Below are 21,044 nucleotides of genomic sequence, written 5' to 3' on the forward strand. Positions count from 1 at the left end.
CACGCTCATGATGTCTCCAGGTGGTCGAAGGATCTGCGGCGCAGCGCCAGCAGGCCGGCGCAGAGCACCACCGAGGCCGCCCAGGCGCCCTGGGCGGCGGGCCCCGCGAAGTAGCCGGAGGCTGCCGCGAGCGGCTCGTCGAGCCTCGGCTGTGATGTGCTGAATGCCGGTACGACGACGGCGGCGGCCCAGCACGCGGCGACGGACGAGGCGCCGGTGCGGCAGCCGACGTACGAGCCGAGCGCCAGCGCCCCCAGCGTCATGGCGACGCCCGGCAGCAGCCAGGCCAGGGCGCCCGGTCCGTCGGCCGACGCGGGCAGCACCGCCCAGGCGAGGGCGAGCACCGGGACGGTCACCGCGAGCACCACGGCGGTCCTGACCAGCAGCAGCCGCAGCCCGCCGCCCGGAGTCGTCGCGGTGATCTCGTGCATCGGGTCGGCGGAGCGCCCGTACGAGACGCCGACCCCGGCGAGCGGCAGCACCGGCGCGACGACGAGGAGCAGGGGCCGCACCGTGCCGCCGAGCCCGCCCCCGTACGCCAGGGCGACGGCCCCGAGCGCTACCAGCACCAGCGCCGCCGCCCACGACCCCCGCAGGGCCGGCCCGGCGGCCCACAGCAACCGGCCGATCCGGGTGGCGGGCCCCGGCGCAGGCAACCGTGGGCGCCCCCCGCCCCACGAGCGCCCCCACGCCCGGACCCGCCCCCGCGCCCGCCCCCGCGCCCGCCCCCGTACCCACGAGCGCCCCCACCCCCGTGCCCGCCCCCGTACCGGCTGGGTCTCCGCGGCTTCGAGTACCGCCGCGCGCACCCCCTCCAGCAGCAGTGCCGCGGCCCCCCGACCGCGTACCGCCGCCGAGACCCGGCCCGCACAGTGCGCGCACGACTCGACGTGTTTCTCCAGCGACCAGGCGTCGGTCTCGGCGGCGGTCCCCGCCGCGTACCGCCCGGCCAGTTCGTCTCCCACATGCCAGGCCGTCATGCCGTGCCTCCCAACGGACCGTTCTCCACAACCAGCCGGTCCAGTGCCGCCCGCAGCTCGCGCCGGGCCCGCATGGCCCGGGTCTTGACCGTCCCCTCCGGTATGCCGAGCAGCCGGGCGGCCTCCCGGGTCGTCAGCCCGTCGATGACCGTCGCCCGCAGGACCTCCCGGAGCTCGGGCGAGATCCGGTCGAGCGCGGCACCCACGTCGCCGTACTCCAGACCGGCCAGGACCCGGTCCTCGGCGGACGGCACGGGGGCCGCCCACTCCGTGCCGCCGGTGCTCTCGGCCCGTGCCACGCGCTCCGTCCTGGCCCGGGTCCGCTGCGCGTCGACCAGCCGGCGGGCGGCGATCACCCAGAGCCAGCCGCCCGCCTCGGCGCCCCGGTGCGTACCGGCGGAGCGCCAGGCCGTGACGAAGGTGTCCTGCAGCACCTCCCGTACGGTCTCGGCGTCCGGGCACCGGCGGTTCAGCCGGGCCAGCAGCCAGCCGGCGTGCCGGTCGTAGAGGGTGGCCAGCGCGGTCGTGTCCCCCTGTGCGACGGCACGCAGCAGTGCTTCGTCGTTCCGGTCGTCCCCCGAGGGGCGCAAGTGGCTCACACCTCCTCTATCGACGGCCGGATGCCGCTCGGTTCACGCACGGCGCGTCCGGATGAGGTCAGGGGCGTGGCGCCTTCTCGCCGTGCACCGCGATGTGTTCGGCCGCCGGCCAGGGCGCGAGATCGTCGACGAGCGGGGTGAGGACCGCCGGATCGGCCGTGGGTGTGCGGCCCAAGGCCCCGGCCCCACGCATCTGCCCGGCGCGCTCGGGGCAGTAGCGGCCGAAGAGCGCGGCGCACTCGCCCAGGTCGCTGGTCCAGCCGCCCCAGAGGGGCGTGATCAGGGTGAATCCCGTGCGGACGATGCGGCGGGAGACGACGCGGCTGAGGGTCCTGCGTCCCTCGTCCGTGGTGGCTTCGGAGGCTCGGGCGCGCCGGCGCGGGAGTACGAGTGCGAGGTCGCCGTTCGTCTCGCGGGCGAGCAGGGAAGTGGGGCGGTACCGGGGGAGCTGCCCGGCGAGGTCGTTGCCGAGCAGCGGGGTGCAGAGGCAGGCGACGAAGAATCCGGCATCGTGACGTTCGAGGTCGCTCAGCAGGGTGCGTCTGCTGGCCGGCAGGATCCCGGCACCGTTGATCTGGGGGAATGCGCGGTCAGGCGCGGTCTCGATCGTGTTCGCGTCGGCGCGGTCGGCGTCGGTGGGCTCGTCGTGGAGGGCGAGCCGGAGGTCGAGATCGGAGACCCCGGGAACGGCCGTGCCGCGCGGAATGCTGCCGTACACATAGGCGCTGTCCAGCCGGGCGGGACCGAAGACCTCGGCGATCCGGGAACGGGCCGCCGCGACGACGGGCGCGAACCGCTCCTGGACCCGGCTCAGTGAGCCCTCCCGCGCGATCGTGCCGTCCCGGTTCAGCCCTCGGTCGTCGTTCATACGGGTACTCTGCCCGCCCGGCTCCCCCCTGACCACGGCGTGTCCCCGTGACCCGGCTACGCCTTCGGCGGCGCCGCGAACGGCACGTCGGCGGCCGGCGTGGTGACGTCCGCATCCGCGCTGACCGCCCATGCGGCGACCCGGGAGACCACGGCGGCCGGGACCGCCTCGCTGATCCCCGGAGCTGCCGGGATGTCCTGCGTCGCATGCGCGTCGTAGGGGAGAACGACCCGGTAGCCCAGGGCCAGGGCCGTGCGGGCCGTCGCCTGGACGCACATCTCCGACATCACGCCGCAGACGGCGACCGCCTCGACGCCAGCTCCGCCCAGCAGGGAGCCCAGCGACGTGCCGGCGAAGCCGTCGTCCCGGGTCTTGCGGATCACGGACTCCGTGGGTCCCGCCTCGACCGGCAGGTGGAGGGCCCAGCCCGGCGCATGGGGCTCGTCGCCCGAGCCGGGGGCGCCGTCGTTCTGGAGGTGCACGACGAGTGCACCGCTCTGCCGTGCCCGCGCGATCAGGTCCGCGGTCCGCTCCAGGAGTCCGGCCGCTCCGGGCACGGCCCGCTCTCCGGTCACCCCGGCCTTCTGGACGTCCACGACGAGCAGGGCCTGCACAGGAAGGAGGGAATCGGTCATGGGTCCATCCTGGTCGGCCGGACCCTCACCCTCCACGGAATTTCGCGCACGATGTGCCGCACGACCTCGGGTGCGGCTTCGCCCACGGCCTCGCGCACGTGGGCCGGCGGGGCGCGGGACTACGGCGGTCCCGCACGGCGTTGCACCCAAGGCATGCCGCCACCGTCATACCGCGATCGCTCACAGCGAACACAGCCCGGGGAACATTCGGCGGCTCAGGAGCATTGAGTCTGCATAGCTCAACTTGACTGCCGAAGGGGAGATCATGGCTACTGAGTCCAATGCGGTCACACCGCTCATCCTGCCTGTGCTGCCGCTCGACGACGAGGTCGTGCTGCCCGGCATGGTGGTACCTCTGGACCTGTCCGACAGTGATGTACGTGCCGCGGTGGAAGCCGCGCAGGCCGCAGCCCGCGAGGGCGGCGGCAAGCCCGAGGTGCTGCTCGTTCCGCGCATCGACGGGACCTACACCGGGATCGGTGTCATCGGGACCGTCGAGCAGGTCGGACGGCTCTCGGACGGCGACCCGGGCGCGCTCATCCGCGGCCGCGGCCGCGTGCGGATCGGGGCCGGGACCAGCGGTCCCGGTGCCGCGCTCTGGGTGGAAGGGACCCGGGTCGACGCCTCCGTCCCCGAGCCCCTCCCCGGAGCCACAGCCGAGTTGGTCAAGGAGTACAAGGCACTCGCCACCAGCTGGCTGAAGAAGCGCGGCGCCTGGCAGGTCGTGGACCGGGTCCAGCAGATCGAGGACGTCTCCGCCCTCGCCGACAACTCCGGATACTCCCCCTTCCTCACCACCACCCAGAAGGTGCAGCTGCTGGAGACCGCCGATCCGGTGGCCCGGCTGAAGCTCGCCATCCAGTGGCTCGGCGAGCACCTCGCCGAGCAGGACGTCGCCGAGTCGATCGCCAAGGACGTCCAGGAGGGCGTCGACAAGCAGCAGCGTGAGTTCCTGCTGCGGCGCCAGCTCGACGCCGTACGCAAGGAGCTCTCCGAACTCAACGGCGACCCGGAGGACGAGTCCGACGACTACCGGGCACGCGTCGAGGCCGCCGACCTTCCCGAGCACGTCCGCGAGGCCGCGCTCAAGGAGGTCGACAAGCTGGAGCGCTCGTCCGACCAGAGCCCCGAGGGTTCCTGGATCAGGACGTGGCTCGACACCGTCCTCGAACTGCCGTGGACCGAGCGGACCGAGGACGCGTACGACATCAAGGGCGCCCAGGAGATCCTCGACGCCGAACACGCGGGCCTGCAGGACGTGAAGGAGCGCATCACCGAGTACCTCGCGGTGCGCAAGCGGCGCGCCGACCGCGGGCTGGGCGTGGTCGGAGGCCGGCGCGGCGGCGCCGTGCTGGCGCTCGTCGGGCCTCCCGGGGTCGGAAAGACCTCGCTCGGTGAGTCCGTGGCGCACGCCATGGGCCGCAAGTTCGTCCGCGTCGCACTCGGCGGTGTCCGGGACGAGGCGGAGATCCGGGGCCACCGGCGTACGTACGTCGGCGCGCTCCCGGGCCGCATCGTGCGCGCCATCAAGGAGGCCGGTTCGATGAACCCGGTCGTCCTGCTCGACGAGATCGACAAGGTCGGCTCCGACTTCCGGGGCGACCCTGCCGCAGCCCTCCTCGAAGTGCTCGACCCGGCGCAGAACCACACCTTCCGCGACCACTACCTGGAGGTCGAACTCGACCTCAGCGATGTCGTCTTCCTGGCCACGGCCAACGTTCTGGATTCCATCCCTGAGGCGCTGCTCGACCGGATGGAGCTGGTCAGGCTCGACGGCTACACCGAGGACGAGAAGGTCGTCATCGCCCGCGACCACCTGCTCCCGCGCCAGCTGGAGCGGGCCGGTCTGGAGAAGGCCGAGGTCACCCTCGACGAGTCGGCGCTGCGCAAGCTGGCCGGCGAGTACACGAGGGAGGCCGGGGTCCGGAACCTGGAGCGGGCCGTCGCCCGGCTGCTGCGCAAGGTCGCGGCCCAGCACGAGCTCGGCGACCGCGAACTGCCGTTCACGGTGACCGACGAAGACCTGCGCGGTCTCATCGGCCGGCCGCACCACGTCCCCGAGTCCGCCCAGGACCCGGCCGAGCGCCGCACCGCGGTGCCGGGCGTGGCCACCGGACTCGCCGTGACCGGGGCGGGCGGTGACGTCCTCTTCGTGGAGGCGTCGCTAGCCGACCCGGAGACCGGGGCGTCCGGACTGACCCTGACCGGTCAGCTCGGCGACGTCATGAAGGAGTCCGCCCAGATCGCGCTGAGCTTCCTGCGCTCGCACGGCGCGGAGCTGGAACTGCCGGTCGCGGACCTGAAGGACCGCGGTGCGCACATCCACTTCCCGGCGGGTGCGGTGCCGAAGGACGGTCCGAGTGCCGGCATCACGATGACGACGGCGCTGGCCTCGTTGCTCTCCGGACGGCTGGTCCGCACCGACGTGGCGATGACCGGTGAGGTCTCGCTGACCGGGAGGGTCCTGCCGATCGGCGGCCTGAAGCAGAAGCTGCTCGCCGCGCACCGGGCCGGCATCACCACCGTGGTGATCCCGAAGCGCAACGAGCCCGACCTGGACGACGTCCCCGCGGAGGTGCTGGACACACTGGAGGTCCACCCGGTCACCGACGTCCGCCAGGTACTGGAGATCGCCCTCGCCCCGGCCACGGCCCCGGCGGAGCGGAGGATCCCGGCCGCGGCGTGAAGGTCACGGCGTGACGGACGTGGCATCACGGACACGGCCGGTACGGGCGGCCCGTTCTCCCTTCGCGGGGAGGCGGGCCGTTCCGCGTGAGCGGGGGAGCCGGATCAGGGGCGGTAGATGGTCCCCGGCACCGGCTCGGCGGGTGCCATCAGCTCGGGCACCGTCACGAAGGTGTAGCCGCGCTTCTTCAGCTCGTCGATGATGCCGGGCACCGCGGGCACCGAACCCTTGTAGATGTCGTGCAGCAGGATGATGCCGTCCTTGGTCGCCTGGTCGAGTATCCGCTTCTTGATGAGCGCGGAGTCGGTCGTCGAGTAGTCCTTGGCGGTGGCGTTCCACAGGATCTGCGACAGGCCGAGGTCCTTGCTGATCCCGGAGACCGTGTCGTCGGTGCGGCCCTGCGGCGGGCGCATCAGCCGCGGCTTCTTGCCGGTGATCTCCTCGATCGCGTCCTGCGTCTTCTCCAGCTCGGCGCGTATCTCCGTGGGCTTCTTGTCCGTCAGGATCTCGTGCGACCAGGTGTGGTTGGCCACCTCGTGTCCCTCCGCCGCGATGCGGCGGACGGTGTCGGGGTGCTTCTTCACATGGTTCTTGCCCAGCAGGAAGAAGGTCGCGTGGACCTTCTCCTTCTTGAGGATGTCCAGCAGGTGGGGGGTGTCCTCGGCCGGGCCCGCGTCGAAGGTGAGCGCGATGCACTTGGCCTTGCGGCAGTCCACCGGGCCGAACGAGCCCTTCGCGTCCGACCCCGCGTCGCTGCGGGCGGACCCGGGGGCCGTGGTCTCCATCGAGCAGCCGCTCAGCGTCAGCGTGAGCGCCGTCACAAGAGCGACGGCCAACCCCGTACCGATCGACTTCGTCCTATTGGGCAAGGCAGGTCACTCCCTCGTTGCTTATGTCGCACTTACATGCGACCTGCAAGGACTATACACATCGCGTATACACGGCATGTATAGGGGGAGGGTGGGGCTACCGGGAGGGCGTCACGCCTGGTCGGAGCGGTGGACGGCACAGAGCCCGGCGACGGGGTGCGTCACCGGGCTCTGCGGGGGAAAGGGCTGCCGGGCGGCTGCCGGCGGCGAAGTGCCTAGCCGTTCGCCAGCGCCTGTACGCGGTCGAGGGCGCCGTTGAAGTGGTTGTGGTCGCCCACTGTCGGGCCGGACGAGGTGTACTGCCAGATCGTGTAGAAGCCCCAGCCGGCCGGGAGTTCGCCGACCGTGGTGTTGTAGCGGGCCACCCAGAGCGGGTTCGTCGTGGCGAAGCCGGCGTTGTTGCCGGTGCAGGCCTGCCACCAGCTGGTCGCGGTGTAGATGACCGCGTCGCGTCCGGTGCGCGCCTTGTAGGTGTTCACGAAGTCACGGATCCAGGAGACCATTCCGGCCGCGGTCTTGCCGTAGCACTGCGCGCCGTACGGGTTCCACTCGATGTCGAGCACGCCCGGCAGCGTCCTGCCGTCCTTGGACCAGCCGCCGCCGTGGTCCACGAAGTAGTTGGCCTGGACGGCGCCACTCGTGGTGTCCGGAGTGGCGAAGTGGTACGAGCCGCGGATCATCCCGACGTTGTACGAGCCGTTGTACTGCTGGGCGAAGTCCTCGTTCGTGTAGTACGTGCCCTCCGAGGCCTTGACGTAGGCCCACTTGACTCCGCTGTTCCAGAGCGTCGACCAGGCCACGGCGTTCTGGTGGCCGCTCACGTCCACGCCTTCGGTCTGGACCGCGCGAGTGGTGGGCAGTCCGCCCTGGCCGTCGTGCGCGACGACACCCATGCCCATCGTGGCCGTGCCCCGGGCGGGCTTCGTGGGATCTCCGGCGGTGGGGGCGGCGCCTGCGGCGCCGGGCAGGGCGACGAGGAGGGAGAGAGCTGCGAGCAGAGTTCCCGCCGCTGCGAAGCGCGAGCGACGGACTGTCTTGGAGCCGGATCTGTGCACGGGCATTGCGTGCCTCCGAGGCCTCGGTGGGGGGATCTGCTGACCCGGGGCGCGGCGGACGCACCCCTGGTGGCATGCCATGGTGTGAACATGCCATGCATGACGCTACGCACGTAGACCCGGGTCGCGGAAGAGGGCCTGGGCGGTGCCGTTGGTCTACTCCTGCGAAATACTGGTGGAGCTGCGGCGATGACCGGCGGCGAAAGAAACTTTCAGTGGCGGGAAAGCTCATGAGGGGTGTTGACGTGCACGGGAGCGAAAGCGGGAGTGAACCCGGCGCAACCGGAGGAAGTGGTGTGGACCACGAGTTCCTCGCCCTGGAGCTGGAGTTGGCGGTGTTCCTGCGCCGCGCCCGGGCCAACTCCGGGGAGATGGCCCGCGAGGTGCACCCCGAACTGGAGGCGGCGGCCTACGGGCTCTTCGTACGGCTTGAATCGGCCGGCCGTCAGCGGGCCACCGACCTCGCCTCGTACTTCGGCGTCGGCAAGGCCACCATGAGCCGGCAACTGCGGGCCCTGGAAGCCCTCGGACTGGTGGCGCGCGAGCCCGACCCGGCGGACGGGCGGGCCTTCCTCGTCCACCTCACGGACGAGGGCCTCGACCGCTTCCGCAGCGTCAGGGACGCGCGTCGCGACCGCTATGTGCGCAAGCTCGCCGACTGGGACCGTGCCGAGGTGGCCGAGCTGGCCCGGCTGCTGCACCAGCTGAACGCCCGCGCCGAGGACTGAGCGGCCGTCGGGCCGCGGACCGGCCGGCGCGCGGCCCGGGGGCCCCGCGCGGGCGGGCCGTCGCGCGCCGGGCGTGCGCGGGCGGTTCACAGTTGTGCGTAGACCGCCGTCGCGTCGTCGTGCAGTTTGCTCCGCCGCAGGTGCGTACGGTCGGTGTCCGCGTCCTCCAGGGTCCGGACCCGGTCGATCAGCCCCTGGGGGCCCTCCTTGTGGAGCACCCCGAGGCAGGCGGCCCAGTCGCCCTCGCCGAACATCTCCGTCCAGCGGCTCGCCCCGTCCGTCATCGCGGCGAGCGCCCGCACCCCGGCGCGCGGCGTCCGCCCGGTGACCGCCCGGTCCGCCACGGCAGGGTCGGCGGCCGCGGTGAAGAAGCCGCCCTCCTTGTTCCGCACCTGTGCGTCGGCGATCGCCTCGGAGGCGAGGGAGCCCGGCGGGAGCCGGTCGAGGCGGTCGTCCAGCAGGGCGCGGACGGTGCCGTCGGGCGACTCGAACAGCAGTACCGAGTCGGACAGCACCAGGTGCTCGATCTCCGTCTCGTCCCAACGCGCCACCACCACAGTCGCCTGTGGCGTACGCACGTGAGAAAGGTCACACCGGGAACGGTGTGCGTCGGCGGTGCGCCGGATGGACTCCGCGAGGACCTCCCGCAGGGTCAGATCCCGCCGCGAACCGGACAGTTCGACCAGGGCGCCGCCCAGTCGGGCCGTGAACCAGGGAACCGAGTGCGCACAACCGGTGTCACCTCGCGGCGGTGTCACCCCGTCGAGCAGCACGAGCCCCCCACCCTGGCCGGAGGCGGGGAGGACCGTGGCTGCCCAGTCCTCGTTCGGACGTCCGGCGAGGCCGGCGGCGGTGGCGAGTTCGATGCGCATCCAGTCAGTCTGCACGATGCCTTCACGGAGCCTGCACGGACCGGGGATTGGCCCGTACCAGCAGGTCAGACAGGCGGGTGGAGCGGAAGGAATCGCTCCGGGAAGTGTGCGGGCGGGCATCCTGCCAAAGCCTGCCCCGAAGATCCAGCCGAACGTCCAGGTGTGCCGTCGGGGGCCCGGGGGGAGACTTGTTCGCCAACTCGGGAGTGATGTTCACTCGTTCGAGTGGCGGAGCGGTTGATGCGCGCCCCCTTCTCAAATGCACTGGAATGGTCAGAAGCCGTACCAGGGGTCGGGGCGCTCGTTCACGTGACCGAGCGTCACCTCTGCTTCAAGGGCGGACGAGTCGAGATTGCGAGCACCGGTGCAGAAGAAGCGGCCTCGGAGCAAGGGCAGCAAGCACAGCAGTTCCGAGGTGGCGCCTTCGGCGCCGGCTGAGAGCGGACGCACCGTGCGCGTCCGCAGCCGGCTCGTCGCAGGCGTCGCGGTCGTCGGGATCACTGTCATAGCCGCGGGAGCGCCGGCGTGCCTGAGTGCTTCCTCCGACCTGACCGAGTCGCAGCGGCTGGTCACCCTCGCGGAGCTGAACCAGCAGGCCATCGCGCTCGCGCACTCCCTCGCCGACGAGCGCGACGAGGTCACCGCTTTCATCGCGGGCGGCCGGGAGGGCAAGCTGGGCTCGACGAGCGGTGCCGCGGGAAGCCGCAGCGCCCGTGTCGACCAGCAGGTGGACGAGATCCGGGACGCGGCCTCCGCCGTTCTGCGCCGGGACCTCTCCACCATCCCCTCGCTGCGCCGTGACGCCATCGGCGGCAAGGGCACCGCGCTGGAGGCCCACCAGGCGTACACCGAGGTCATCTCCAAGCTCCACGACCTCTCCGACGAGCTCGCGGACAGGACCCCGCCGCGCGCCGCCGAGGCGGTCCGCGCCCCGCTCGCGCTCGGCCGGGCCACCGAACAGGCCTCCGCCACCCGCGGGCTGCTGCTCGCCGCGCTGGCCGTTCCCCGCAAGGAACCGGCCGCCCCGCAGATCGACCCCTTCACCGGCCTGCCCGTCCAGACCCAGGACGAGGGCGAGACCAAGGAGGACCGCACCCGTGACGAGCTGAGCGGCGCCGCCCAGCAGTACCGGGTCGGCGAACTCTCCGCCCTCGCCGACTTCGACCAGGCCGCCGGTGCCACCGCCCGCGACAAGCTGGCCACCACCGTCACCGGCCCCGAGGTCAACAGCGCGGAGAAGTACCTCGCCGGACTCACCGACCGCCCCGAGCTCTCCGAGGCCGACCAGAAGGTCAGCAGCAAGAAGCTCCAGGCGGCACTCTCCGCCCGGATCGACCGGATGCGCGGCGTCGAGTCCGCCCTCGGCACCGCCCAGGTGCAGCGGCTGGGACAGCTGCGCGACGACGACGTCACCGCGCTCGAACTGCGGATCGCGCTGCTCGGTGGCTGTCTGCTCATCGCCGTCGGTGTCTCCACCGCCGTCGCCCGCACCCTCACCCAGCCGCTCGCCGTCCTGCGGATCGGCGCCGGCCGCCTCGCCGCGGAACCCGAGACGGCCGAACCGGTGCGCTACACCGGCCGCAACGACGAGTTCGCACAGGTCGTCCGGTCCATCAACGCCCTGCACGGCCGGCTGCACGGACTGCTCCACGACTTCAACGGGCGGTTCGAGAAGCTGGAGAGCGAGCGCGGCGAACTGATCGCCGGCCGCGAGGCCCTCACCCTCCAGCGCGCCGAACTCCAGGTCCACACCGCCGATCTGGCGGCCCAGCTGGAGAAGCTCAAGAACACCGTCCACCACACCTTCGTGAACCTGTCGCTGCGGACCCTCGGTCTCGTGGAGCGCCAGCTCGGCGTCATCGAGTCCCTGGAGGAGCGCGAGCAGGACCCGGAGCGGCTGAGCACGCTGTTCAAGCTCGACCACATGGCCACCGTCATGCGCCGCCACAGCGAGAACATGCTGGTCCTCGCGGGCGCCGAGCACGGCCACGGGCACGCGGGGCCGATCCCGCTGGTCGACGTGTTGCGCGCCGCCGTCAGCGAGATCGAGCGGTACGAGCGGGTCACCATCCAGTCCCTGCCGCCGCACGCCCAGATCGCCGGGTTCGCCGCCGACGACCTCAGCCACCTCGTCGCCGAACTCCTGGAGAACGCCACCTCGTTCTCCCCGCCCGACTCCCATGTCCAGCTCTCCGGCTGGCTGCTGGAGACCGGTGAGGTGATGCTCTCCGTGCAGGACGAGGGCATCGGCATGTCGTCCGTACGGATGGGCGAGCTCAACACCCGCCTCGGTGACCCTTCGCTCTTCGAGGCGGGGGAGCAGAGTGCCGACGGGGCCGGCCTCGGTCTCCAGGTGACCTCGCTGCTGGCCGCGCGCCACGGCGTACGGGTCCAGCTGCGCGAGCAGAAGGGCAACGGGGTGACCGCGGTCGTCGTGCTGCCCCAGGCGCTGCTTCCGAAGGCGCCCCCGGCCGCGACCCCGCCGCCGGTCACGCCCCTCGGCGACGCGCCCACGCTGAACCTCCCCGGGTCGGTCGCCGAGGCAAACTCCAACGCCCTGCCGCGCCGCACCCTCGCGCTGCCCGGAGACCCGCTGATCGCGGCCGCAGAGCAGACCATCGCCGAGGCGGGCCCGGCAGCCGTTCCCGCGCCCGGCCCGGAGGCCGGGGCCCTCGCCGCCCCCGACCACGCACCCCCGGTCGCCCAAGAGCCCGAGGCCGCGCAGGCGGCGCAGCCCACCCCGGACCCGGAGCCCGTGCTGCCCGCGGAGTCCGAGGCCGAGACCACGATGCAGGTCAGGCTCCCGCGGGTGCCCGAGTTCGAGGACGTGCCCGAGTTCACGCACGCCCCCGCCCTCGATGACGGCTCGGAGCCCGCGTCCGCCGCCGGCCCGTACGCCATCGGCCCCGATCGCCACGAGCGCACCGCCGACGAGGGCACGCAGCAGCCGCCCGGCCCGGAGCTCAGCCCCCCGGCCCCCGAGCCCGCCCCGGCCCCCGAGCCCGCCCCGGCCCCCGAGCCCGTCGCGACCCCCGAGCCCGTCGCGACCCCCGAGCCCGTCGCGACCCCCGCCCCGACCCCCGTGGCCGACGCGCTGCCGGGGCCGCGTCACCCCGAGCCCGAGCGGATCACCGACAAGGGGCTGCCCAAGCGCACCCCCAAGGTCGTCAAGCCCGCGGCTGCCCCCGCACCCGAGCGCACGGGCAGCGTGGACAAGGAGGCCCTGCGCCGCCGGCTCGGCGGCTTCCACCAGGGCGCGAAGAACGGCCGCCGGGACGTCGAGGCGGAGATCGCCGAGGCCACGGCCCCGGCCGGAGGCACCACACGTACCGAGCACACTGAGCCGGCAGGCCGTACCGATGGCCGAACCGGGGAGACGGGGGACACAGTCGAGGAGGCACGCAGTTGACTGCGCCCATCACATTCGGGCTGAGTACCGAGGCCCGGAACCTTCACTGGTTGCTGAGCAATCTGGTGGAGGAGGTGCCAGGGGTCCACTCGGTCACCGTCGTCTCGTCCGACGGACTCATGCTGCTGTCCTCCGATCCCGGACACCAGAACGCCCAGGTGACCGGCCGACAGGACGGCCCCCGCGGCTCCAGCGCCGATCTGGCGACCATCGTCTCCGGCATCGGCAGCCTCACCGTCGGCGCCGCGAAGCTGATGGACGGCGGTGGCGTCAAGCAGACCATGGTCGCCATGGACGAAGGCAGTGTCTTCGTCATGTCGATCAGCGACGGCTCGCTGCTCGGTGTGCACGCCACACCCGACTGCGACATGGGCGTCATCGCCTACCACATGGCGCTGTTCGTCGGCCGTGCCGGACACGTACTCACCCCCGAACTCCGCAGTGAGCTGCGCAAATCGATGGAGAGCGCCCAGTGACCCCCGCTGCTGAACCCGCCCGCAGGCTCCCCGTGCGCGGAGCCGACAAACGGCCCGCGCGGGTGCGCCCGTACTCGCTCACCGGCGGCCGTACCCGCTTCGGCCACGTGCTGCTCGTCGAGACCTTCGTCGCCGCGCTCGAAGCCCCCGACGAGCGCCGCGAACTGACCAACGGAAACCTGGCCTCGCGCGTCATGCCCGAGCTCCAGGCCATCGTCGAGATCTGCCGCCGGATGCGTACCGTCGCGGAGATCTCCGCTCTGCTGAAGATGCCGCTCGGCGTGGTCAGGGTGCTGCTCAGCGACTTGGCCGACCAGGGAAAGATCCGCGTGTACGGAACCGGTCACGGCACCGGCCAGCCCGACCGCGCACTGCTCGAAAGGGTGCTCAATGGACTCCGTCGTCTCTGAGTCGCCGCTGTTCGCCCCGCGCCAGCCGGGGCCCAGGGACCAGGCCGAAGAATCGCTGCAGGCCTGGCAGCTCGATCACACCAGGGCCCCGATCGCCACGAAGATAGTGGTCGCGGGCGGCTTCGGCGTGGGCAAGACCACCTTCGTGGGCTCGGTCTCCGAGATCACCCCGCTGAAGACCGAAGCGATGATGACCCAGGCAAGTGAGGAGACCGACGACCTCAGTGCGACGCCCGACAAGGTCACCACGACCGTCGCCATGGACTTCGGCCGCCTCACGCTCGACGACGACCTGGTGCTGTACGTCTTCGGCACACCGGGCCAGCAGCGCTTCTGGTTCATGTGGGACGACCTGGTGCGCGGCGCGATCGGCGCGGTCGTGATGGCCGACACCCGCCGGCTCGCCGACTGCTTCCCCGCGCTCGACTACTTCGAGAGCTGCGGGCTGCCGTACATCGTGGCCGTCAACCACTTCGAGGGAACACCCGGGTTCGAGGCCGAGGATGTCCGGGAGGCCCTGACCGTCCCTCCGCACGTGCCTGTTGTGATCATGGACGCGCGTAACAGGATCACCGTCGTCGAGTCGCTGCTGGCCCTGGTGGGCCACGCTCTCGACGTCACCCCGGCCTAGGACCTGGCGTCAGACTGCCGCCTGCCGCGCGGAGTCCGGCACGCACGCTCGCGGCGCTGCCGGACCGCACTGGTGGCTCAGCTGCGAGTACATTCCGGCGCCTTGCGATCGCACGCGCCGGATGCCGCGCGGCCGACCTTCGGGCGACGACGGCAGCCTGACGCCAGGCCCTAGCTACACACAACGGAGAGACCGCGATGCGGAAGATACTCATAGTCGGAGCCGGTCAGTCCGGACTCCAGCTCGCCCTCGGACTGCAGTCCAGAGGCTACGAAGTCACCCTCATGTCCAACCGCACGGCCGACGAGATCCGCTCCGGCCGGGTCATGTCGACGCAGTGCATGTTCCACACGGCGCTTCAGCACGAGCGCGACTACCAGCTCAACTTCTGGGAGTCCCAGGCTCCGCGCATCGAGGGTCTCGGCGTCTCGGTCGCCGCGCCCGACTCCTCGCGTGCCATCGACTGGGTCGGCAAGCTGGACGGCTTCGCCCAGTCCGTGGACCAGCGCGTGAAGATGGCCGGCTGGATGGACACCTTCGCCCAGCGCGGCGGACAGCTCGTCATCCACGGCGCGGCCGTCTCGGACCTGGACTACTTCTCCCGCACCTACGACCTGGTGATGGTCTCGGCCGGCAAGGGCGAGCTGGTCTCCATGTTCGGTCGGGACGCGTCCCGTTCGCCGTTCGACGCCCCGCAGCGAGCCCTGGCCGTCGCGTACGTCCACGGCATGGGCCCGCGCCCCGAGCACCCCGACTTCGACGCGGTCCGCTGCAACCTGGTCCCGGGCGTCGGCGAGCTCTTCGTGATGCCGACCCTGACCACGTCGGGCCGCGCCGACATCCTGTTCCTGGAGGGCATCCCGGGCGGGCCGCTCGACGCCTTCCAGGGCATCAAGGACCCCTCGGAGCACCTCGCCAAGACGCTGGAGCTCATGGAGAAGTACGTGCCGTGGGAGTACGCGCGCGCCACCAAGGTCGAACTGACCGACGCCAACGGCACCCTGGCGGGCCGTTACGCCCCGACCGTCCGCAAGCCGATCGGCCGGCTCCCCGGCGGCGGTCTGGTGCTCGGCGTGGCCGACGTGGTCGTCGCCAACGACCCGATCACCGGTCAGGGTTCCAACTCCGCCTCCAAGTGTGCGAACGCCTACCTGGACTCGATCATCGAGCACGGCGACGGGGAGTTCGACGCGGCGTGGATGCAGTCCACGTTCGACCGCTACTGGGAGACCGCCCAGCACGCCACGAAGTGGACGAACGCGATGCTCGGCGTCCCCCCGGAGCACGTGCTGAACCTGATCGGTGCCGCCGGCCAGCTCCAGCCCGTCGCCGACCGCTTCGCCAACGGGTTCAACAACCCGGCGGACTTCGAAAACTTCTTCTTCGAGCCCGAGAAGACGAACGCGTACCTGGCTTCGTTCGCGGGTCCCGCCGCCTGAGCGTCCCGCACCCCCTGAACGCACCGGCCGGGCCGGGCACCGTCGGATCTCCGGCACGCCCGGCCCGGCCGACGCGTCGGGGGCGGGCACTACTCGGCGGGCCCTACCCGCCGGGCACTATTCGGTGGGCGCCGAGGTGGCGCCGTACCCCTCGTCGGAGCCCTGGGAGGCCCCCTCGGGAAGCTCCGGCGGCTCGTAGGTGGCCAGCGGCGCACTCTCCGGGTCGGGCCGGACAGCGCCCAGCAGTGGGTTCGACGCCACCGGGGAGACCTTGACCAGGGAGCCGGGTCGCGGCGCCTGCACCACCAGACCGTTGCCGATGTACAGGGCCACGTGCGTCGCCTTCGGGAAGTAGATCACCAGATCGCCGGGGCGCAGGGCGTTCAGCTGTACCTTCCTCAGCTGCTGCCACTGCTCCTGCGAGGTCCGGGGAATGGTGCGTCCGGCGCTCGCCCAGGCCTGTGAGGTGAGTCCGGAGCAGTCGAACGAGGCCGGCCCCTCCGCACCCCACACGTACGGCTTGCCGATCTGCTCGATCGCGTACCGGACCGCTTCGCCACCCTCTGCGGTCGCCGGGCGGAAGGAGGACAGCGCGCCGGAGGCGACCAGGGCGTCCTGGGCCTTGTCCGTGCTGTCCTGTTCGAGTCGGGAGAGCGCGGCGAGCTGGTCCGTGGAGAGCGTGGCGAGCAGAGCCTCGACCTGTTTCAGCCGCGACCGGACCGTGTCGCGGTCCTTCTTCTTCCGTGCTGTCAGGACCTGTTGTGCGTCCAGCACCTTCCGGGACTGCTTCGCCAGCTCGGCGGCACGCTTCTCGGCGCCGTCCAGCCGCTGCATGGTCGCCACCCGCCCGGCGGCCAGCCGCTGGACGACCTGGCCCTGATCCAGGGCGTACTCGGGGTCGCGCATCAGCAACAGGCGCAGGTACGCGGAGAGGTCCGAGCGGCCCTGGTACTGCTCACGGGCCAGCCGCCCGGCGGCATCGCGGCTGCGGGACAGCGAGAGCCGGGCGGTGACGAGCGCGGAGTCCAGCTTCTTCGCCTCCGCGGTCCGCTTCTTCAGCTCGGCCGCTGTTCCGTTGTAGGCCTCGGTGGCCTCCTCGGTCTGCTGGTACAGCCGCCGGAGTTCGTTCAACAGCCCGGTGACGCCGCCCGGCGCCGCTTCGGGGCCGGCGGCCGCGGCGGCGGGGTCATCGGGACCCGGCGAAGGGCTCGGCGAGGGGCTCGGCGAGGGGGCCGCGACGGCCGCGGCCGGCGCGGTCACGACGACGGCGGCGAGCGCCGCCGTGCCGAGGGATCGCAGGAGCTTGCCCGACACGACACCACCTCCGGAAACGGGGTGAATCGTGCGACTACCCCATGAGTGAGCGCAATTCCTCCATACGCTCACTCGCCGTCAGGTGATGCAAGGACCTCCGGGCGTGGCGGCGGGCCGATTCCCCCGGAAGGCGGCGAGGAGGCCCCGTGGGACCGCCCGCCGGCCCGGTCAGTCGACCGGGAACGCGTAGACCACCCGGTCGCGCCGGACGACAGCGGTCTTTGCGTAGGCCAGAACCTGGTACGAGGTGGTGACCTTCGCCCCCTTCGGGTCCTGGGACCCGATGTCCTGGAACTTCCAGAGCCGCCGCCCGTCGGCCGCCGCGAACGCGGTGACCTGCCCGGGGCCCGCCGCGAGCAGCGTGCCACCGGAGCCGCTGACCGCGACCGCGGGAGCCGATCCGTCGGCCACCGCCTCCGTGGACCGCCGCCAGCGCAGCTTCCCGGTCTCCCGGTCGACCACGCCCACTTCCTGGTTCCGGTTGGTGGTGTGCAGCAGGGCGCCTGCCTCGGCCGAGGCCCCGAAGACGGACTCCGGCGTGCCGTTGAGCGTCCACTTCGGCTTGCCGCCGGGCGTCTCGAACGCCCGCAGATCGTCGCCGACCGCCGCGTACAGCACCCCGTCCGCGTCTCCCGTGGCGGCCGCGTCGGGGGCCACGGTGCCGAAGGCCTTGGTCCACTGGAGCTTCCCGGTCTTCCGGTCGAAGCTGCGGAAGCGGGCCTTGCCCTTGGCGGCCTTCACCTCGGCGGGGGTGAGCGTCAGCGGGTCCTGGCGTACGACGACGGCGTCGGACCGGATCGCCGTGAGGTGGTAAACGGGCGCGGCCGGGCCGCGGCCGGTGGCCACGGGGGTCCGCCACAGCTCCTTGCGCTGCTCGATGTCGTACCCGAACAGATACGACGTGACGACCTTCTTGTCCTTGCCGCGCTTCTTGCCCTTCTTGGGCTTGGGGGCCTTCACGGTCACCTCGTGCGAGCCGGTGAACCAGAGGTTCGGACCGGAGGAGCCGACGATGGCCGGCGCCGACAGGTGCGGAGCGTCCTCGAACCCGTCGGCGTACGCCACCCGGTGGGCCACCCGGCCGTCCTTCGCGGACAGCCACAGGAACTCGGACGGCCCGGCGACGAAGCAGAACTCCTTGCCAGCCGGCAGGGCGGCCTGGCCCTTGGCGGCGTCGGGGCTCTCCCAGACCCGGCGTCCGGTGGTCAGGTCGACGGCGGACGCGTGGGTCTCGTCGGTCAGTACCAGCAGCCGTTCGTTCCAGAGGGCGGCGGTGAGGGGGGCCGGTTCGGCCGCCGGGTGGGTGTAGATCCAGCGCGGCCGCGGAGGCAGCCCGGCGACGACCGGCCGACTGGCGCTCGGTGCCGGCTTCGCGTCGTCCGTGGGCTCGGTGTCGTCACCGGACCCGAGCGCGAGCACTCCGCCGCCCCCGGCGAGGAGGCCGGCGGCTCCGGCGGCGGCCCCGATCAGCAGGGTCCGGCGGTCGACGCCGACGGGCTTCGCGGCGGCCGGGGGAGTGGCGGAGGGGAAGGGTGCCGCAGGTCCGGGGGCGGGCAGTGCGTGCGGGGTCATGGGGGCGGCGGGGATGGCCGCAGGGTGTCCGGGCAGCTCTTGCGGCAGGGAGAGCTGAGTGGTCACGCGGTCCGGCCGCGGGGCCTGGGGGTCGATGACCCCGAGCTGCGCGGTCCGGGTGTCGCGGCCGGGCGGGAGCGGGGCGGGCACGAGCGGGCCGGGCGGGAGCGGGGCGGGCACGAGCGGGCCGGGCGGGAGCGGGCCGGGCGGAAGCGGGGCGGCCGGGAGCAGGGCGGGCGGAGGCGTGGGGGCCTGCGCCGTGCTCTCGGTGGCGGGGGACGGGACGGCGTCCTGGATGTCGGGGGCGGGCGCCGCGTTCCGGACGTCCGGGGTGGGCACCGCGTCCTGGATGTCGGGGGTGGGCGCCGCGGCGGGCGTGTCGTCGGCCGCGGCGGGGATGGCGTCCCGTACATCCGGGGCCTGTGTCGCCGTGGCACCCGCCTCGCCGGCGGCGGGCGGCCCGGCTTCCAGCTTCCTCACCCGGGCGCCCTGTGTGGCCACGGCAGCCGTCAGCGGTGCGGGCAGCCAGCCGCCCTTGGCCAGTCCGGCCGCGCCCTCCAGCGCCAGCTCCGCGGCCACCGCACCCGAGGTCGGACGGTCGGCCGGGTCCTTCGCCAGGCAGCGTGCGACCAGGTCCCGCAACTCCTCCGGCACGGCGTCCAGCTGGGGGTCCGTGTGCGCGATCCGGTCGGCGGCCTCGGCGGCAGGGCCGTCCGCCAGTGGGGTGCTTCCCGTCGCCGCGTACGCGAGCAGCAGGCCGAGCACGAAGAGATCGGAGGCCGGTCCGGCCTCCTGGCCCGCGACCTGTTCCGGGGTCAGATACCCGAGCCGTACGGAGAGCTGGCCGCCCGGGCGCGCCTCCGCGTCGGCCGCCGCGCCCAGCGGGCCGAACGCGGTGAGCCGCGGCCCGTCCTCGGCCAGGAGCACCGTCCTGGGGGCGAGGCCCTGCAGCACGGCCCCCGTCGCATGGACCCGGGAGAGCGTCTCGGCGATGCCCGCGCCCAGTATCCGGACGGCGCGCTCGGGGAGGGGCCCGGCGATGTCGATCGCCTCGGCGAGCGTCAGCGCCGGCACGTACGCCGACGCGGTCCACAGCCGGTCGTCGTCCTCGGACCCGTCGTCAGGGGTGTCGAGCCGCGCCTCCACCCAGCCGCCGGCCAGCCGGTCGGCGGTGCGCGTCTCGGCCTGGAACCGCCGCCGGAAGGCGGGCAGCGCGGCCAGTTCCGGTCTGGCCGCGGTGATCACGACGAGGTCCTCCGGAGCCGAGCCGTACGCGAGGTACTGCACCGCGGCGGCCGTCTCACGGAACCGCACCAGCACGGTGTACGGGCCGAAGCGGCGTGGATCGTCCTGACGCAGCGCCTCCATGGCGCACCCCCTTGTGACCGTCCTTCGGACCAGACCGTCGATCTTAGACCGACCGGAAGCCCCGGCCCCATTCCGCCCCAAATGTGTCACCCGGGCTTTGACCAGGGCCACTTGGGGCTGTGGCGCTCGCGGCCGCCGGGTGCGTACTCGTACACCCAGCCCCGCTGGATCCCCAGCCGTCTGGTGTGTCCTGCCGGGACCCTGCGGTACGCGTACACCGTGGCCGGTCCGCCGTCGGCGTCCGGGACCGGGACCTCGTACCACTTGGGCGGGTGGCCGGTCGCGCCGACGAGGACGGGCAGGACGCGCCCGTCCAGCGGTCCGCCGGTGAAGGGCGTGTTCTCACTTCTCACCGCCCCAGTCTGACTGATCAGCCGGGCGGCAGCAGGTGCGCCGCCTCGCCGACCACCGGGATCAGCCGGTCCGCCAGCCGCCCGGCCGGTCCCGCCGCGGTCTCCAGCGGCAGCAGTTCGGCCACCGCGGCAGCCGTTCCCGGGTCCGTGGCGGCCGTGACTGCGAGGAGGCCGATGAACTGGTCGACGAGCCAGTCGCGCAGCTCGGACGCGGCCGGCTGCTTCTCCTCGTCCAGCCAGATCAGCGAGGCCGCCTCCACGGCCGCGATCCAGGTGCGCACCATCATCCGCAGCCGCGGCCCGGGTTCGCTGCCCGCGCCCCGGCCCAGGTGAAGGAGTATCTGGTCGGCCGCAGCCCTCCGTACCTCGTCGACGATCGTGCTCGTGCGGGACGTCTCGACGACGCTGCCGCCGCGCAGCAGTGCGCTGAAGCCGGCGTCGTGCTCGTCGACGAAGGCGAGGTAGCGGTCGAGGACCCGCGTCACCCGCTCCGTGGGCGGGCCCACGGCCGGTTCGGCGAAGCACAGGATCAGTTCCTCCGAGGCGGACCTCAGCGCCGCCTCGTACAACTGCTGCCGCCCACCGGGGAAGTAGCGGTAGACCAGGGGGCGCGACACCCCGGCCACCGTCGCGACCTCGTCGAGCGAGACCTCGTCGGGGGCCCGGTGCGCGAACAGGGTGAGCGCCGCACCGAGGAGCTGGGTGCGCCGCTCCTCGACGCTGAGCCTTCGGTACGCACGGGTCGGCGACGCGGCTGCGGCAGGGGTCATACCAGGCAGC

General features: G+C 72.5%; 19 protein-coding genes. 7 read left to right on the top strand and 12 right to left on the bottom strand.

Annotated features, from left to right (window positions below; all coding sequences use genetic code 11):
- Nucleotides 1–5 precede the first annotated feature (5 nt).
- Genes ABT025_RS06795 through ABT025_RS06810 form a run of 4 tightly spaced genes read right to left on the bottom strand, consistent with a single transcriptional unit; the run spans nucleotide 6 to nucleotide 3,082 of the window.
- On the bottom strand, nucleotides 6–980 hold the full coding sequence (locus tag ABT025_RS06795; protein WP_350990644.1) for a hypothetical protein: 975 nt from the start codon (nucleotides 978–980) through the stop codon (nucleotides 6–8).
- The gene (locus tag ABT025_RS06800) at nucleotides 977–1,579 is read right to left on the bottom strand and encodes an RNA polymerase sigma factor (protein ID WP_350990646.1); all 603 of its coding nucleotides are present in this window, start codon (nucleotides 1,577–1,579) and stop codon (nucleotides 977–979) included. Before ABT025_RS06800 ends, ABT025_RS06795 begins: the two co-directional genes overlap by 4 nt.
- 58 nt (nucleotides 1,580–1,637) lie before the next feature.
- A complete protein-coding gene (locus tag ABT025_RS06805) occupies nucleotides 1,638–2,447 on the bottom strand; it encodes a nucleotidyltransferase domain-containing protein (protein WP_350990648.1) in 810 nt (269 codons plus the stop codon).
- Nucleotides 2,448–2,503: 56 nt separating this feature from the next.
- Nucleotides 2,504–3,082 (bottom strand): isochorismatase family protein, encoded by a 579-nt coding sequence (locus ABT025_RS06810; RefSeq protein ID WP_350990649.1) that lies wholly within the window; start codon nucleotides 3,080–3,082, stop codon nucleotides 2,504–2,506.
- Nucleotides 3,083–3,347: 265 nt separating this feature from the next.
- Between ABT025_RS06810 and lon the strand changes: the two genes are divergently transcribed.
- Nucleotides 3,348–5,768, top strand: a complete 2,421-nt coding sequence (lon, locus tag ABT025_RS06815; RefSeq protein WP_350990651.1) for an endopeptidase La — start codon at nucleotides 3,348–3,350, stop codon at nucleotides 5,766–5,768.
- Nucleotides 5,769–5,872: 104 nt separating this feature from the next.
- Here the strand turns inward: lon and ABT025_RS06820 are convergent, their stop codons facing one another.
- The gene (locus ABT025_RS06820) at nucleotides 5,873–6,553 is read right to left on the bottom strand and encodes a polysaccharide deacetylase family protein (RefSeq protein WP_350990853.1); all 681 of its coding nucleotides are present in this window, start codon (nucleotides 6,551–6,553) and stop codon (nucleotides 5,873–5,875) included.
- Nucleotides 6,554–6,852: 299 nt separating this feature from the next.
- Nucleotides 6,853–7,698 carry a lysozyme gene (locus ABT025_RS06825; RefSeq protein WP_350990653.1) on the bottom strand — a complete coding sequence of 282 codons (846 nt, stop codon included), beginning with the start codon at nucleotides 7,696–7,698 and terminating at the stop codon, nucleotides 6,853–6,855.
- Nucleotides 7,699–7,922: 224 nt separating this feature from the next.
- Here ABT025_RS06825 and ABT025_RS06830 point away from each other — a divergent pair, with 224 nt between their 5' ends.
- A complete protein-coding gene (locus ABT025_RS06830; RefSeq protein WP_502971895.1) occupies nucleotides 7,923–8,420 on the top strand; it encodes a MarR family winged helix-turn-helix transcriptional regulator in 498 nt (165 codons plus the stop codon).
- Nucleotides 8,421–8,506: 86 nt separating this feature from the next.
- On the opposite strand, the gene ABT025_RS06835 is transcribed toward ABT025_RS06830, so the two are convergent.
- Together ABT025_RS06835 and ABT025_RS06840 are read right to left on the bottom strand one after the other, a co-directional pair.
- Nucleotides 8,507–9,292 carry a protein phosphatase 2C domain-containing protein gene (locus tag ABT025_RS06835; protein ID WP_350990657.1) on the bottom strand — a complete coding sequence of 262 codons (786 nt, stop codon included), beginning with the start codon at nucleotides 9,290–9,292 and terminating at the stop codon, nucleotides 8,507–8,509.
- 273 nt (nucleotides 9,293–9,565) lie between these two features.
- Complete coding sequence (locus ABT025_RS06840) at nucleotides 9,566–9,742, bottom strand: hypothetical protein (protein WP_350990872.1); 177 nt, start codon at nucleotides 9,740–9,742, stop codon at nucleotides 9,566–9,568.
- Between ABT025_RS06840 and ABT025_RS06845 the strand changes: the two genes are divergently transcribed.
- The 5 genes from ABT025_RS06845 to ABT025_RS06865 all read left to right on the top strand — a co-directional run bounded on the left by ABT025_RS06845 (nucleotide 9,657) and on the right by ABT025_RS06865 (nucleotide 15,657).
- Entirely contained in the window at nucleotides 9,657–12,701 is a 3,045-nt protein-coding gene (locus tag ABT025_RS06845) for a sensor histidine kinase (protein WP_350990855.1), read from the top strand. The two genes, ABT025_RS06840 and ABT025_RS06845, sit on opposite strands and share 86 nt — an antisense overlap.
- Nucleotides 12,698–13,177 (top strand): roadblock/LC7 domain-containing protein, encoded by a 480-nt coding sequence (locus ABT025_RS06850; RefSeq protein WP_350990659.1) that lies wholly within the window; start codon nucleotides 12,698–12,700, stop codon nucleotides 13,175–13,177. Before ABT025_RS06845 ends, ABT025_RS06850 begins: the two co-directional genes overlap by 4 nt.
- Nucleotides 13,174–13,587: a DUF742 domain-containing protein gene (locus ABT025_RS06855; protein WP_350990661.1), complete on the top strand. Its 414-nt coding sequence runs from the start codon at nucleotides 13,174–13,176 to the stop codon at nucleotides 13,585–13,587. Before ABT025_RS06850 ends, ABT025_RS06855 begins: the two co-directional genes overlap by 4 nt.
- Nucleotides 13,568–14,218, top strand: coding sequence for a GTP-binding protein (locus ABT025_RS06860; RefSeq protein WP_350990665.1), 651 nt, complete (start codon nucleotides 13,568–13,570; stop codon nucleotides 14,216–14,218). Before ABT025_RS06855 ends, ABT025_RS06860 begins: the two co-directional genes overlap by 20 nt.
- A 197-nt stretch (nucleotides 14,219–14,415) precedes the next feature.
- Nucleotides 14,416–15,657 carry a styrene monooxygenase/indole monooxygenase family protein gene (locus ABT025_RS06865; protein ID WP_350990667.1) on the top strand — a complete coding sequence of 414 codons (1,242 nt, stop codon included), beginning with the start codon at nucleotides 14,416–14,418 and terminating at the stop codon, nucleotides 15,655–15,657.
- Nucleotides 15,658–15,774: 117 nt separating this feature from the next.
- Here ABT025_RS06865 and ABT025_RS06870 read toward each other — a convergent pair whose 3' ends face one another.
- The 4 genes from ABT025_RS06870 to ABT025_RS06885 form a co-directional block, all read right to left on the bottom strand.
- Nucleotides 15,775–16,971, bottom strand: a complete 1,197-nt coding sequence (locus ABT025_RS06870) for a C40 family peptidase (RefSeq protein WP_350990669.1) — start codon at nucleotides 16,969–16,971, stop codon at nucleotides 15,775–15,777.
- A 168-nt stretch (nucleotides 16,972–17,139) separates the two neighbouring features.
- On the bottom strand, nucleotides 17,140–19,911 hold the full coding sequence (locus ABT025_RS06875) for an outer membrane protein assembly factor BamB family protein (protein ID WP_350990670.1): 2,772 nt from the start codon (nucleotides 19,909–19,911) through the stop codon (nucleotides 17,140–17,142).
- Between the two features lie 86 nt (nucleotides 19,912–19,997).
- Nucleotides 19,998–20,264, bottom strand: coding sequence for a DUF8847 domain-containing protein (locus tag ABT025_RS06880; RefSeq protein WP_350990672.1), 267 nt, complete (start codon nucleotides 20,262–20,264; stop codon nucleotides 19,998–20,000).
- Between the two features lie 17 nt (nucleotides 20,265–20,281).
- On the bottom strand, nucleotides 20,282–21,034 hold the full coding sequence (locus tag ABT025_RS06885) for a TetR/AcrR family transcriptional regulator (protein WP_350990674.1): 753 nt from the start codon (nucleotides 21,032–21,034) through the stop codon (nucleotides 20,282–20,284).
- Between the last annotated feature and the right edge of the window lie 10 nt (nucleotides 21,035–21,044).

The organism is Streptomyces sp. NPDC002809 (genome assembly GCF_040295435.1).
Taxonomy (GTDB): Bacteria; Actinomycetota; Actinomycetes; order Streptomycetales; family Streptomycetaceae; genus Streptomyces.

Bases quoted from the DNA above. Each gene is read 5' to 3' on its own strand.
- ABT025_RS06865 (WP_350990667.1), top strand. From the start codon at position 14,416: ATGCGGAAGATACTCATAGTCGGAGCCGGTCAGTCCGGACTCCAGCTC.
- ABT025_RS06885 (WP_350990674.1), bottom strand. From the start codon at position 21,034: ATGACCCCTGCCGCAGCCGCGTCGCCGACCCGTGCGTACCGAAGGCTC.
- ABT025_RS06810 (WP_350990649.1), bottom strand. From the start codon at position 3,082: ATGACCGATTCCCTCCTTCCTGTGCAGGCCCTGCTCGTCGTGGACGTC.
- ABT025_RS06805 (WP_350990648.1), bottom strand. From the start codon at position 2,447: ATGAACGACGACCGAGGGCTGAACCGGGACGGCACGATCGCGCGGGAG.
- ABT025_RS06820 (WP_350990853.1), bottom strand. From the start codon at position 6,553: ATGGAGACCACGGCCCCCGGGTCCGCCCGCAGCGACGCGGGGTCGGAC.
- ABT025_RS06860 (WP_350990665.1), top strand. From the start codon at position 13,568: ATGGACTCCGTCGTCTCTGAGTCGCCGCTGTTCGCCCCGCGCCAGCCG.
- lon (WP_350990651.1), top strand. From the start codon at position 3,348: ATGGCTACTGAGTCCAATGCGGTCACACCGCTCATCCTGCCTGTGCTG.
- ABT025_RS06830 (WP_502971895.1), top strand. From the start codon at position 7,923: ATGAGGGGTGTTGACGTGCACGGGAGCGAAAGCGGGAGTGAACCCGGC.
- ABT025_RS06795 (WP_350990644.1), bottom strand. From the start codon at position 980: ATGACGGCCTGGCATGTGGGAGACGAACTGGCCGGGCGGTACGCGGCG.
- ABT025_RS06875 (WP_350990670.1), bottom strand. From the start codon at position 19,911: ATGGAGGCGCTGCGTCAGGACGATCCACGCCGCTTCGGCCCGTACACC.
- ABT025_RS06825 (WP_350990653.1), bottom strand. From the start codon at position 7,698: ATGCCCGTGCACAGATCCGGCTCCAAGACAGTCCGTCGCTCGCGCTTC.
- ABT025_RS06835 (WP_350990657.1), bottom strand. From the start codon at position 9,292: ATGCGCATCGAACTCGCCACCGCCGCCGGCCTCGCCGGACGTCCGAAC.